This window comes from Aeromicrobium sp. (genome assembly GCF_050700635.1).
Lineage (GTDB): Bacteria > Actinomycetota > Actinomycetes > Propionibacteriales > Nocardioidaceae > Aeromicrobium.
The window spans coordinates 1-12,535 of record NZ_JBOHDT010000167.1 but is presented as its reverse complement, the minus strand read 5'-3'; the positions used below and the strand labels follow the sequence as shown (position 1 = coordinate 12,535).

Annotated in this window: 14 protein-coding genes; 9 read left to right on the top strand and 5 right to left on the bottom strand. The window is 69.2% G+C overall.

The genetic code is table 11. The annotated features are described in order from the left end of the window. Positions 1 to 10 precede the first annotated feature (10 nt). The 3 genes from ACRDPN_RS12905 to radA all read left to right on the top strand — a co-directional run bounded on the left by ACRDPN_RS12905 (position 11) and on the right by radA (position 2,943). Positions 11 to 793, top strand: coding sequence for a hypothetical protein (locus tag ACRDPN_RS12905; RefSeq protein ID WP_431448602.1), 783 nt, complete (start codon positions 11 to 13; stop codon positions 791 to 793). Between the two features lie 55 nt (positions 794 to 848). Then, positions 849 to 1,487 carry a VOC family protein gene (locus ACRDPN_RS12900; RefSeq protein WP_431448599.1) on the top strand — a complete coding sequence of 213 codons (639 nt, stop codon included), beginning with the start codon at positions 849 to 851 and terminating at the stop codon, positions 1,485 to 1,487. A 79-nt stretch (positions 1,488 to 1,566) separates the two neighbouring features. After that, complete coding sequence (gene radA, locus ACRDPN_RS12895) at positions 1,567 to 2,943, top strand: DNA repair protein RadA (RefSeq protein ID WP_431448596.1); 1,377 nt, start codon at positions 1,567 to 1,569, stop codon at positions 2,941 to 2,943. Here radA and ACRDPN_RS12890 read toward each other — a convergent pair. Then, positions 2,891 to 3,517, bottom strand: a complete 627-nt coding sequence (locus ACRDPN_RS12890) for a methyltransferase family protein (protein WP_431448593.1) — start codon at positions 3,515 to 3,517, stop codon at positions 2,891 to 2,893. The genes radA and ACRDPN_RS12890 overlap by 53 nt on opposite strands. 91 nt (positions 3,518 to 3,608) lie before the next feature. Between ACRDPN_RS12890 and disA the strand changes: the two genes are divergently transcribed. The 4 genes from disA to ACRDPN_RS12870 all read left to right on the top strand — a co-directional run bounded on the left by disA (position 3,609) and on the right by ACRDPN_RS12870 (position 6,499). Beyond that, the gene (gene disA / locus ACRDPN_RS12885; protein WP_431448590.1) at positions 3,609 to 4,676 is read left to right on the top strand and encodes a DNA integrity scanning diadenylate cyclase DisA; all 1,068 of its coding nucleotides are present in this window, start codon (positions 3,609 to 3,611) and stop codon (positions 4,674 to 4,676) included. 47 nt (positions 4,677 to 4,723) lie between these two features. Continuing rightward, positions 4,724 to 5,494, top strand: coding sequence for an enoyl-CoA hydratase-related protein (locus ACRDPN_RS12880; RefSeq protein WP_431448587.1), 771 nt, complete (start codon positions 4,724 to 4,726; stop codon positions 5,492 to 5,494). Positions 5,495 to 5,561: 67 nt separating this feature from the next. Continuing rightward, positions 5,562 to 6,023, top strand: a complete 462-nt coding sequence (locus tag ACRDPN_RS12875) for a MarR family winged helix-turn-helix transcriptional regulator (protein WP_431448584.1) — start codon at positions 5,562 to 5,564, stop codon at positions 6,021 to 6,023. Beyond that, positions 6,020 to 6,499 (top strand): hypothetical protein, encoded by a 480-nt coding sequence (locus ACRDPN_RS12870; RefSeq protein WP_431448581.1) that lies wholly within the window; start codon positions 6,020 to 6,022, stop codon positions 6,497 to 6,499. Before ACRDPN_RS12875 ends, ACRDPN_RS12870 begins: the two co-directional genes overlap by 4 nt. Before the next feature lie 15 nt (positions 6,500 to 6,514). On the opposite strand, the gene ACRDPN_RS12865 is transcribed toward ACRDPN_RS12870, so the two are convergent. Beyond that, complete coding sequence (locus ACRDPN_RS12865) at positions 6,515 to 7,249, bottom strand: hypothetical protein (protein ID WP_431448578.1); 735 nt, start codon at positions 7,247 to 7,249, stop codon at positions 6,515 to 6,517. Between the two features lie 46 nt (positions 7,250 to 7,295). Here ACRDPN_RS12865 and ACRDPN_RS12860 point away from each other — a divergent pair, with 46 nt between their 5' ends. Next, on the top strand, positions 7,296 to 8,153 hold the full coding sequence (locus ACRDPN_RS12860) for an A/G-specific adenine glycosylase (protein WP_431448575.1): 858 nt from the start codon (positions 7,296 to 7,298) through the stop codon (positions 8,151 to 8,153). 24 nt (positions 8,154 to 8,177) lie between these two features. Here ACRDPN_RS12860 and ACRDPN_RS12855 read toward each other — a convergent pair whose 3' ends face one another. Then, a complete protein-coding gene (locus tag ACRDPN_RS12855; protein WP_431448572.1) occupies positions 8,178 to 8,711 on the bottom strand; it encodes a TetR/AcrR family transcriptional regulator in 534 nt (177 codons plus the stop codon). 68 nt (positions 8,712 to 8,779) lie between these two features. Between ACRDPN_RS12855 and ACRDPN_RS12850 the strand changes: the two genes are divergently transcribed. Beyond that, positions 8,780 to 9,112, top strand: a complete 333-nt coding sequence (locus ACRDPN_RS12850; RefSeq protein ID WP_431448569.1) for a DMT family transporter — start codon at positions 8,780 to 8,782, stop codon at positions 9,110 to 9,112. Positions 9,113 to 9,156: 44 nt separating this feature from the next. Here ACRDPN_RS12850 and ACRDPN_RS12845 read toward each other — a convergent pair whose 3' ends face one another. Together ACRDPN_RS12845 and ACRDPN_RS12840 are read right to left on the bottom strand one after the other, a co-directional pair. After that, a complete protein-coding gene (locus ACRDPN_RS12845) occupies positions 9,157 to 11,670 on the bottom strand; it encodes an ATP-dependent Clp protease ATP-binding subunit (protein WP_431448566.1) in 2,514 nt (837 codons plus the stop codon). A gap of 134 nt (positions 11,671 to 11,804) precedes the next feature. Beyond that, a partial coding sequence (locus tag ACRDPN_RS12840) for an amino acid--tRNA ligase-related protein (protein ID WP_431448563.1) occupies positions 11,805 to 12,535 on the bottom strand: 731 nt, incomplete at its 5' end.

The following is a 12,535-nucleotide window of genomic DNA, read 5'->3' as shown; positions in this document are numbered from 1 at the left end:
CCCGCGGGAGGTGCCCCGGGCGCCGGGAGGGGGCCCGGACCCCGCCGACCCCCGTGCGGAGGAGACCGGCCTGGACTTCGCCCGTGCCTGGGTCGAGTTTCCCGACCCCGCCGACGCCGAGCAGATCTTCCGCTGCGACCTGACCTGGCTGACCTCGCGCTGGACGTGCATCTTCGGCGCTGGCTGCCCCGGCATCTTCTCGAGCAGTCCGGAGGCGGGTTGTTGCACTCTCGGCGCACACTTCGCCGACGAGGCCGACCACCACCGCGTCGCCGAGGCGGTCGAGCGGCTCACCCCTGAACGGTGGGAGCGGCACGACCAGGGTGTCGATGCCTGGACCGAGAAGGACGACGAGGGCGAGCTCAAGACCCGCACCGTCGACGGCGCCTGCATCTTCCACAACTCCCGCGACTTCACCGGCGGCTACGGATGCGCACTGCACGGACTGGCGCTCGCCGAGGGTGTCGAGCCGCTGGAGCTCAAGCCCGACGTCTGCTGGCAGCTGCCGATCCGCCGCCAGTTCCGTGAGGTCGATCCCGGTGACGGCGAGACGTACACCGAGGTGCAGATCGCCGAGTACACGCGAGCGGGGTGGGGAGCGGGCGGCGCCGATCTCGACTGGTACTGCTCGTCGAACACCGAAGCGCACGTGGGGATGGAACCGGTCTACGTGGCCAACCGTGCCGAGCTCGTCGCGCTCATGGGCGCTGACGGCTATGCGGAGCTGGTCCGCCATTGCGAGGCGTTCGAGGAAGCCGGAGTCCCGACACCCCACCCTGCCAGCGGCGGTTGACGGCGACCCACCCCCGCTGTCGCGCGCCGATAACCCGTCCGGCAAGAATGACCCCATGCACCTCGATCATCTGTCCTTCGCCGCCGGACCGGCTGGACTTGCCGCCACGACCGACGACCTGGGCAAGGCACTCGGGGCGACGTTCCTCGACGGGGGTGCGCATCCCCGCTTCGGCACCCGCAACATGATCCTGCCGCTCAAGAACGAGCAGTACCTCGAGGTCGTCGAGGTGCTCGATCACCCCGCCGCCGACAAGGCCGTCTTCGGCCAGGCGGTCCGTCAACGCTCCGACGCCGGCGGTGGCTGGATGGGCTGGGTCGTCGCGGTCGACGACATCGCTCCCGTCGAGCACCGCATGGGCCGTCACGCGGTCCCCGGCAACCGGCGACGCCCGGACGGCTTCAACCTCGAGTGGCACCAGATCGGTATCCGCGGCATGGTCGCCGACCCGCAGCTGCCGTTCGTCACCCACTGGGAGATCGACCCCTCAGAGCATCCATCCCAGATGGCGCCCTCGGAGCTCGAGCTGACGGCTCTGGAGATCGCCGGCGACCCGCGGCGCGTGTCCGACTGGCTGGGTGAGGACGGCATCAACGCGCTGGAGTCGATCAAGGTCGAGTGGGCCGCTCCGCACGGCGCGCCGGGCATCCTCGCCGCTACCTTCTCCACACCCTCGGGCGACGTCCGCATCTGACCCTTGAGCTTGTCGAAAGGGTCGTTTCGACAAGCTCAACGACCGGGTTCCGTCATCGCTCGCGCCTAGGGTTGCTGCCATGGCAGCGACGAAGACGAAGACCGCCCGTCCCACGTACGCATGCGCCGAGTGCGGCTGGACCACCGCCAAGTGGGTCGGCCGCTGCGGTGAGTGCCAGGCCTGGGGCACGGTCGACGTCGCCGGCGGCGCGCGTCCGTCCGGCCGCACCGCGGCTGCTCCGGTCGCGTCGCCCGCTCGTCCCATCACCGAGGTCGCGGTCGACGACGCGCGGTCCGTCCCGTCCGGCATCGGTGAGCTCGACCGGGTGCTCGGTGGGGGCGTCGTGCCGGGCGGGGTGCTCCTGCTCGCCGGGGAACCCGGGGTCGGCAAGTCCACGTTGCTGCTCGAGCTGGCGGCTCGATGGGCGCGCGCCGGCCGTCGCACCCTGTACGTGTCCGGTGAGGAGTCGGCCGCGCAGGTGCGGCTCCGCGCCGAGCGCACCGGCGCGCTGCACGACCAGCTCTTCCTCGCCGCCGAGACCGACCTCGGTTCGCTCCTCACCCACGTCGACGCCGTCAACCCGTCGCTCCTCGTCGTCGACTCGGTGCAGACGATCGGCTCCGCAGATGTCGACGGTGTTCCCGGCGGCGTCACCCAAGTGCGCGAGGTCGCTTCGGCCGTCATCCAACGGGCCAAGAACGCCGGCATCGCAACCGTCCTGGTCGGCCACGTCACCAAGGACGGCTCGGTGGCCGGCCCGCGCGTGCTGGAGCATGTCGTCGACGTCGTGCTCCAGTTCGAGGGCGATCGTGCCTCCCGCCTCCGCCTGCTCCGAGCAGTGAAGAACCGCTTCGGCCCGGTCGACGAGATCGGCTGCTTCGACCTCGCCGACGTCGGCCTCGTCGAGGTGCCCGACCCCACCGGCCTCTTCGTCTCGCGGCACGCCGCACCCGTGGCCGGCACCTGCCTCACGGTCACGATGGAGGGCCGTCGTCCGCTGCTGGCCGAGGTGCAGGCGCTGACCGTCGAGACCAATGCACCCTCGCCTCGACGCACGTCCAGCGGACTCGACTCCGCCCGGGTCGCCATGGTCCTGGCCGTCCTCACCAAGCACTGCGGAGCGAATCTGTCGAGGGACGACGTCTACACGGCGTCGGTCGGCGGCGCGCGACTCGTGGAGCCCTCGGTCGACCTCGCCGTCCTCGTGGCCACCGCCTCGGCCAAGAGCGGCCGCACCGCCCCGACGGACCTGGTCGCTCTCGGCGAGGTCGGGCTCGCCGGGGAGGTCCGCCCCGTGCGTCACCTGGCCGAGCGACTCCGCGAGGCCTCGCGGCTCGGGTTCCGACGCGCACTCGTCCCGGCCGGGTCCACCGGTCTCGACGAGCTCGGGGGCGACCTCCAGGTCACCGTGGTGCCCGACGTCGCCGCTGCGTTCGCCTGCCTGTCAGCGGGATGAACCGACCCACGCGCGCCGCATAGGCGTCCCAGGCGGCCCCGTGCAGACGGGCGAGATAGGGCTCCTCGACGGCTCTGACCTGCAGCTGGAGGGCTGCGACGAGGAAGACGAAACCGACGAGCGAGATGACGTTCGGGACGATCATCACCAGGCCGATGGCGGCCAGAATCATGGCGGTGTAGATCGGGTTGCGCACGTGCGCAAACACGCCTGTCGTGACGAGCGAGGTGCGCTCGTCCGCGTCGACCCCGATGCGCCAGCTCGCGCCCATCGCCAGCTGGGAGACCACGGTGCCGACGATGCCGGCGATGGCGACGACAACGCCGACGACCTGCAGCCCCGGACGGACGAGGACATCGATGGGTTCGAGACCGATCACCGCGGCCACGGGAGCACTGAACATCGTGATCGTGGCCAGGACGAACAGGACGCCACCGATCCACTCGATCGATCCGGGCCGACCGCTGAAACCACGGAAGCCCGAGTCCCCGGTGCGACGGATCTGCAGCCAGATGCGGAAGCCGACAGCCGCCACGAAGTAGGCGATGACGAGAACGAGCGCGGCCGTGGTCATCTCGCGATGGTGGGCGAATCAGCCTGACATGGCAAGCGACGCGACCAAGCACCCTAGACTGACCGCGTCCCCGATTCACCTGAGGAGCGCCGTGGCGACACCGAACGACCTCCGGGCCGCGCTGTCGACCATTGCGCCCGGAACCGCGCTTCGTGAGGGGTTGGAGCGCATCCTGCGCGGACGCACCGGGGCTCTCATCGTCGTCGGCCACGATCGTGAGATCGACGCGATGTCGACCGGCGGATTCGCGCTGGACGTGCCTTTCACGGCCACGGGGCTGCGCGAGCTGGCCAAGATGGACGGCGCGATCATCGTCGACAAGGACATCAACAACATCCTGCGAGCCGGGGTCCACCTCATGCCCGACCCATCGATCCCCACCGAGGAGACCGGCACCCGTCACCGCACCGCCGACCGGGTCGCCCGGCAGACAGGGGTGCCGGTCATCTCGGTGTCGGCGTCGATGCACATCATCGCCCTCTATCTCGACGAGGACCGTCATGTGCTCGAGGACGCCAGTGCCATCCTCGGCCGCGCCAACCAGGCCATCGCCACCCTCGAGCGTTACCGCAACCGTCTCGACGAGGTCTCCGACGCCCTCTCCGCGCTCGAGATCGAGGACCTCGTCACCGTGCGCGACGTCGCTGCCGTGGCGCAACGGCTCGAGATGGTGCGCCGCATCGCCACCGAGATCGACACCTACGTGCTCGAGCTCGGCGTCGAGGGTCGTCTCCTCGACCTGCAGCTCGAGGAGCTGTTCGCCGGCGTCGACCCCGAGCGCGAGCTCATCGTCCGCGACTACCTGCCCACCGGACGTCGCCCGCGCAGCGTCGATGCGGTGCTCGCCGCTCTCGCGGCCATCGATTCGGCCGCTCTCGTAGAGCTCGGCTCGGTCGCCGATGCGATGCGCATCGGCAGCGAGGACTCTCTCGACACCCCGGTGTCGCCCCGCGGCTATCGGCTGCTCGCGAAGGTCCCCCGGCTACCCGACACGGTCGTCGACCGGCTCATCGACCACTTCGGCAACCTGCAGAAGCTGCTGGCGGCCAGCGTCGATGACCTGCAAGCCGTCGAGGGTGTCGGCGATCTCCGCGCCCGCGGCGTGCGCGAGGGTCTGGCCCGTCTGGCGGAGTCGAGCATTCTCGAACGGTACGTCTAGGGTGCGTCTCCCGAGCCGGATCGGGAGACACACCGTAGGCTGGCTTAATGGGCCGGGAACATCTGCATCTCGACGTCGGCGGGAACACTGCCCGCATCACGCTGGCCAATCCGAAGCGACGCAACTCGCTGTCCGAGGACGTCCTCCGCGAGCTGTTGGGCGCGCTTGACGATGTTGCCTCGAGCCCGGCCACGGGGCTGGTGCTGGCCGCCGAGGGACCGGTCTTCTCGGCCGGCCACGACTTCGCCGACGTGGCTCCGCGGGACGTCGTCGGAGTTCGGTCGCTGCTCGACGTGTGCCAGTCCGTCATGCAGGCGATGCAGGCGTTGCCGCAGGTCGTCGTCGCCCGGGTCCATGCTCTGGCCACCGCCGCCGGATGCCAGCTGGTGGCATCGGCCGATCTCGCGGTGGCGGCCAGCACCGCCGGATTCGCCCTCCCGGGCGGCAAGGGCGGCTGGTTCTGCCACACGCCGGCCGTGCCCGTGGCGCGGGCTGTCGGCCGCAAGCGACTGATGGAGATGGCCCTCACCGGTGACGTCATCGACGCGGCCACCGCGCTCGAGTGGGGCCTGGTGAACCGTGTCGTCGAGCCCGACGACCTGGACGACGCCGTCGACGAGCTGCTCGCCCGGGCCACGCGAGGCAGCGCCGCGTCGAAGGCATGGGGCAAGCGGGTGCTCTACGCCCAGCTCGATCGCCCGGAGGACCAGGCCTACGCGATCGCGTCGGAGGCGATGGCGGCCGCCTCCCAGAGCGCCGGCGCGAAGGAAGGCATGGCCGCCTTCCTCGAGAAGCGCCCAGCCGACTGGCCGGACTGACGACGAGCCTTGCAATATATGGCTTGCCATGCAATATTGATGGCAAGCCATATATTCGGAGATTGCCATGTCGGACTTCACCCGTCGCGAGTCGCTCGGCTACCAGGTGAACCACCTCGCCCGCCTGATGGCACAAGCGCTCCGAACCCGCATCGAGCCGCACGGCGTGGTGCCCGGGCAGTTCGCCCAGCTACTCGCCCTCTACGAAGAGGACGGACTCACCCAGAACGACCTGTGCGCCCGCGTCCGCATCGACCAGTCGACGATGGCCCACACGCTCAAGCGCATGGAACGCGACGGCCTGATCGACCGTATCCCCGACCCCAACGACCGCCGGCGCGCCAGCATCAGGCTCAGCCCGCGGGCGCAGTCGCTGCGCGACACCCTGGTCCAGGCGGCGGAGGACGTGAACGCGGAGGCGACGCGAGGGCTCGATGACGACGAACGGGCCACCTGCCTCGCCCTGGTGACCCAGGTGATCGCCAACCTGGAGCCCAGCACACCGCTCGACCAGGTAGCGACGGCATGACTGCCCGGGTCGCGGTCCGGCGGATGCACCTCGCGGCCGGCCTGGTCGCCTTCGCCACCATCGCCGTCTTCTGGACCAGCACCGTCGCCGTCGAGCTGTTCGGTTCACCTGCTGACGTCACCGCAGTCAAGCAAGCGATTCCATGGGGACTGTTCGTCCTCGTCCCGGCGGTCGCGATCACCGGCCTGTCGGGCTTCCGCCTGGGTGGCCGGTCCACCAACGCGCGCGTTCTGGCCAAGAAGCGACGGATGCCCGTGATCGCCGGCATCGGGCTGGTGATCCTCGTGCCCGCCGCGCTCTACCTCTCCGCCGCATCCGGCGGGGATGTCGGTGGCATGTTCTACCTCGTGCAGGCGATCGAGCTGCTCGCCGGCGCCACCAACCTCACGCTGATGAGCCTCAACATCCGCGACGGGCTCCGCCTCACCGGACGCATCCAACGCACATCGCGCACGGTGAGCATCGACCGGCACTGACCCGCGCCACTCGCGTCAGTCGTCTGAATTCTCGGGCTTCTCGTCGCTCTTCTCGTCCGACGTCTTCTCGTCTTCGGGCTCCTCGTCCTCGGGCTTCTCGTCCTCGGGCTTCTCGTCCTCGGGCTTCTCGTCGTCCTTCGGCTCGGGCGGTGGGGTGAGGGTGAACTTGGTCGTGCCGGGCTCACCGCCGAGCGTGCCGATCTGGATGGTGTAACCACCGGGCGTCGCCCAGCCCTCCTTGGGAGAGCAGGCGGGCCCAGACCCGCGTGCGCTCCACTCGACCCGCTCGGCCGTCGACCAGCCGGGCGAGAGCTGAACCTCATCGGCGAGCAGGGCCGTCTTGCAGACGGTGGAGTCCCAGATGGCCGTCTTTCCTGAGCTGATCACCACCAACAGGTCGCTGCTCTGCGCCGTGAAAGTACACGGCTTCTTGGACGTGGAGCTGATCGCGAGGTCGACGTCGACCGGCTCGCGGGTGTGCTGACCACCGGGAACGGACGGCGTGACGCGGATCGACTCGGGCTTGCAGGCCGCAGATCCGGCCGAGAGGGCCACCGTGGTGGTGCCGTCGGTGGGCGCGGGTTCCGGATTTGCCGACGGCGTGGACGTGGGCGCCGGCGCCGAGACCGGCTGCTCGTCACTGCCGCCGGGCCAGAGACGAAGACCGACCCAGACGAGCAGGATGAGCACTGCCAAGAGGAGCAGCCGACGGCGCCAGTAGATCTCGGCGGGCAGGCGTCGCTGGCTCACATGTCAACGCTAACCGTCAGGACCCCCGTGCGAAGATCGACGCGCCATGACTCTGCAGGATGAGCTGATCGGCTGGTTCGACGCCGAAGCCCGCGATCTGCCGTGGCGCCGCGACACCTCGCCATGGTCGGTGATGGTCTCGGAGTTCATGCTCCAGCAGACGCCGGTGAGCCGGGTTCTGCCCGTGTTCGAGGTCTGGATGCAGCGGTGGCCGACGCCGGCTGCGCTGGCGGCCGATCCGCCGGGCGAGGCGGTGCGGGCCTGGGGACGACTCGGTTATCCACGCCGGGCGCTGCGGCTGCACGCGGCAGCGACGGCGATCGTCGACCGTCACGGCGGCAAAGTGCCCCCCGGGCGCGAGGACTTGCTGGCCCTCCCCGGGGTCGGCGACTACACCGCGTCGGCCGTCGCCTCTTTCTCGTTCGGCGCACGTCACCCCGTGCTCGACACCAACGTGCGGCGAGTGCTCGCGCGGGTCGTCCAGGGCGTCGCGTTCCCAGCGCCGTCCGTCACCGCGGCCGAGCGCGAGCTCGCGAAGTCGCTGATGCCGGAGCGCGACGCGCATCGCTGGGCCGCCGCGACGATGGAGCTCGGCGCGCTGATCTGCACGGCTCGAGCGCCAACGTGCGGGACGTGCCCGGTCGCCGAGCGGTGCCGCTGGCGGGCGGCCGGCTATCCGGAGCACGACGGTCCGCCACGGCGTGGCCAGGCCTGGGCCGGAACCGACCGTCAGGTGCGGGGACGCCTGATGGCGGCGCTGCGGGAGGCCGACGGACCGGTGCCGAAGGACGCCCTCGACGCCATCTGGGACGACGACATGCAACGCGAGCGATGCCTCGACGGCCTCGTCGCGGACGGCCTCGTCGAGCCGGTCGATGACGACCTGTTCAGCCTCCCGACCTGACGCTTCGTCAGGCTCAACGACCGGTCAGGCGAGGGCGTCGGCGAGGTCTTCGACGATCCGGCGAGAATCACGGGCCTCCTCGAGCGGCTGGTCGAGAAGGATGCCGTTGAAGGCGGCGTCGATGAGCACCGCGAGGCCTTCGGCCCGGTCGTCGGCTCCCGACCGCCTCAGGTGGGCGACCATCTCGGCCAGCCAGACGTCGTTGGAGGCGCGGACCGAGGTGGCGTAGGGCTCGCGGCCGAACAGTCCGAGCGCCGCTGCCTCCACGTAGAGACGCTGACAGCGCTGCAGCTGTGGCATCTCGAATGCCGCCCACAGGTCGAGCACAGCCTGCCGCACCGACGAGGACGCCGGCAGATCGCGAATCGTCCGCACGGAGAGGTCGCAGGACGTCTCCAGCACCGCAGCGACCAGGGCGTCCTTGGAGCCGAAGTGATAGATCAGCATTCGGTCGCTCGTGCCCAGTGCTGCGGCCAGCGGGCGCAGGCTCAGGCCGATGAGCCCGTGATCGAGGGCGTAGTCGGTGGCCTGCCGGGCCAATTCGTCCTTCTTGCTCATGGTGCCGCCAATGTAGCATGTGCTACGCTAGAGATGTAGCGTCTGCTACAGAGAGTCAGGGAAGCGTCATGAACCTCGCCATCGGACTGTTGCTCGTGGCCATCGCCACCGAGGTGGTCGCCACCGCCTCCCTCCCCAAGGCGCAGGGATTCACCGAGCCGGCCTGGACCGCCTTCGTCGTCGTCGGCTACGTCTTCTCGATCTGGCTGCTCACGCTCGTCGTCCGCGAGATACCCGTCTCCGTCGCGTACGCCGTCTGGTCAGGACTCGGCACGGCGTTGATCACGGTGGTCGGAGTCGCGCTCCTGGGCGAACGCATCGACCTGATCAAGGTCGCGGGCATCGGCCTGGTCATCGCCGGCGTCGTCCTGCTCAACGTCCACATGACCGCCCATGCGTGAAGATGCCCCCGCCGCTGTGCGACGGGGCATCTATCTCGAACGGCTTATTCCTTGCCGGCCTCGACGGCTGGCGGGATCTCGGACTCGGGGAGCTCGAGGTCGGCCTTGGCCGTGCCGGTGAAGGTGAACGTGGCTTCAGGGCCCTCGCCCTCGACGTCGACGAGCACGATCTGACCGGCGCGAAGCTCACCGAAGAGCATCTTCTCGGCCATGGCGTCCTCGATCTCGCGCTGCACAGTGCGGCGGAGCGGACGAGCACCGAGCACCGGGTCGAAGCCTCGGGTGGCGAGCAGCTGCTTGGCCGCGGTGGTGAGCTCGAGCCCCATGTCCTTGTCCTTGAGGCGAACCTCGAGTCCCTCGATCATCATGTCGACCATCTGGACGATCTCGTCCTGCGTGAGCGGCGGGAACACCACGATCTCATCGACGCGGTTGAGGAACTCCGGCCGGAAGTGCTGCTTGAGCTCCTCGGAAACCTTGGCCTTCATCTTGTCGTAGGACCCTTGGACGTCGTCGGACCGGCTGAAGCCCAAATTGACGCCCTTGGAGATGTCTCGTGTACCGAGGTTGGTCGTCATGATGATGACGGTGTTCTTGAAGTCGATGACGCGGCCCTGGGCGTCGGTCAGGCGACCTTCCTCCAGGATCTGCAGCAGCGAGTTGAAGATGTCCGGGTGGGCCTTTTCGATCTCGTCGAAGAGCACCACGCTGAACGGCTTGCGGCGCACCTTCTCGGTGAGCTGGCCGCCCTCCTCGTAGCCGACGTAGCCGGGAGGGGAGCCGAACAGACGCGACACGGTGTGCTTCTCGCTGTACTCGCTCATGTCGAGCTGGATGAGTGCGTCGTCGTCGCCGAACAGGAAGTTGGCCAGCGCCTTCGACAGCCACGTCTTGCCGACGCCGGACGGGCCGGCGAAGATGAACGACCCGCCGGGGCGGCGCGGGTCCTTCAGACCGGCACGCGTGCGGCGGATGGCCCGTGACAGCGCCTTGATGGCCTCTTCCTGACCGATGACCCGCTTGTGCAGCTCGGCCTCCATGTTGAGCAGCCGGCCGGACTCCTCCTCGGACAGCTTGACGATCGGGATGCCGGTGGCAATGGCCAGCACCTCGGCGATGAGCTCTTCGTCGACGATCGCGACGACGTCCATGTCGCCGGCTTTCCACTGCTTCTCGCGCTCGACCTTGGCGGTGATGAGCTTCTTCTCCTCGTCGCGCAGCGAGGCGGCGGCCTCGAAGTCCTGCGCGTCGATGGCGCCCTCCTTGCGGCGGCGCACGTCGGCGATCTTCTCGTCGAACTCGCGCAGGTCCGGCGGCGCGGTCATGCGGCGGATGCGGAGCCTGGAACCGGCCTCGTCGACGAGGTCGATGGCCTTGTCGGGCAGGAAGCGGTCGGAGATGTAGCGGGAGGCGAGCGTGGCAGCGGCCACGAGCGCCTCGTCGGTGATGGTGACGCGGTGGTGCGCCTCGTAGCGGTCGCGCAGGCCCTTGAGCATCTCGATGGTGTGCGCGACCGACGGCTCGGCGACCTGGATGGGCTGGAAGCGACGCTCGAGCGCGGCGTCTTTCTCGAAGTGCTTGCGGTACTCGTCGAGCGTGGTGGCGCCGACGGTCTGCAGCTCGCCGCGGGCCAGCATCGGCTTGAGGATGCTGGCGGCGTCGATGGCGCCCTCGGCCGCGCCTGCGCCGACGAGGGTGTGGATCTCGTCGATGAACAGGACGATGTCGCCGCGGGTGCGGATCTCCTTGAGCACCTTCTTGAGGCGCTCCTCGAAGTCGCCGCGGTAGCGCGAACCGGCCACCAGCGCGCCGAGGTCGAGCGTGTAGATCTGCTTGTCCTTGAGCGTCTCGGGCACGTCGCCGCGGACGATGTCTTGGGCGAGGCCCTCGACGACCGTGGTCTTGCCGACGCCGGGCTCACCGATGAGGACCGGGTTGTTCTTGGTGCGGCGGCTCAGCACCTGCATGACCCGCTCGATCTCGTTCTCGCGTCCGATGACGGGGTCGAGCTTGCCCTCGCGGGCGGCCTGGGTGAGGTTGCGGCCGAACTGGTCGAGCACCGCGGACGTGCTGGGCGCGCCGCTCTCGCTGGGGGCGCCGGCGGCCTCGGCCTCCTTGCCCTGGAATCCGCTGACGAGCTGGATGACCTGCTGACGGACGCGGTTGAGGTCGGCGCCGAGCTTGACGAGGACCTGGGCGGCGACACCCTCTCCCTCGCGGATGAGGCCGAGGAGGATGTGCTCGGTGCCGATGTAGTTGTGGCCGAGCTGCAGTGCCTCGCGCAGGCTCAGCTCGAGCACCTTCTTGGCGCGGGGGGTGAACGGGATGTGACCGCTGGGGGCCTGCTGGCCCTGGCCGATGATGTCCTCGACCTGGCCGCGGACGGCTTCGAGGGAGATGTCGAGGCTCTCGAGCGCCTTGGCCGCGACGCCTTCGCCCTCGTGGATGAGGCCGAGGAGAATGTGCTCAGTACCGATGTAGTTGTGGCTGAGCATGCGCGCCTCTTCTTGGGCGAGCACGACGACGCGACGAGCGCGATCGGTGAACCGTTCGAACATTCGTCCCCCTCGGACTTGTTCTGTGGTCTATCAGTCTAGAGCCGTGCGGAAAACCGCGCCGCGGTTGTCCGTATACCCGAACAACTGCGGTGGTCACCGTCGTGTTCCGACCGTTCGCTGTGGGCGGAACGCCCCTATTCGCGGCGGGACAGCGGGAAGAGGATGGCGTCGCGGATGCCGATGCCGAGCAGGAGCATGACGAGGCGGTCGACGCCGAGGCCCATGCCACCGGCCGGGGGCATGCCGAACTCCAAGGCACGCAGGAAGTCTTCGTCGACGTCCATGGCCTCGGGGTCGCCGGCGGCGGCGAGACGGGCCTGCTGCTCGAGGCGTTCGCGCTGGATGACCGGGTCGTTCAGCTCCGAGTACGCGACGCCGAGCTCGACGCCGTTGACCACGACGTCCCAGGCCTCGACCAGTCCGGGCGTCGTGCGGTGCCGCTTGGCGAGCGGACGCACCGACTCGGGGTAGTCGCACACGAACGTCGGCTGGATGAGGGTGTGCTCGACGAGCTTCTCGAACAGCTCGAGGACGATGTCACCGGTCCCCCACTCCGGCCGCAGGGTGACCTCGTGACGGTCCGCGATCGCCCCGAGGTCCTGGACTGGCGTGTCGAGGTCGATCGTCTGACCGACCGCCTCGGACACGAGCTCGTGGAGGGTCGCCCGGCGCCACGGCGCCTCGAGATCGATTTCAGTACCGTCACGAGCCGTCACGACGGTGCGACCGACGGCACGGGCGGCGTCGACGACGAGGTCGCGGGTGAGCTCGGCCATGGTGTCGTACGACCCGTAGGCCTCGTACACCTCGAGCATCATGAACTCGGGGTTGTGGGTGTTGTCGACGCCCTCGTTGCGGAACGTCT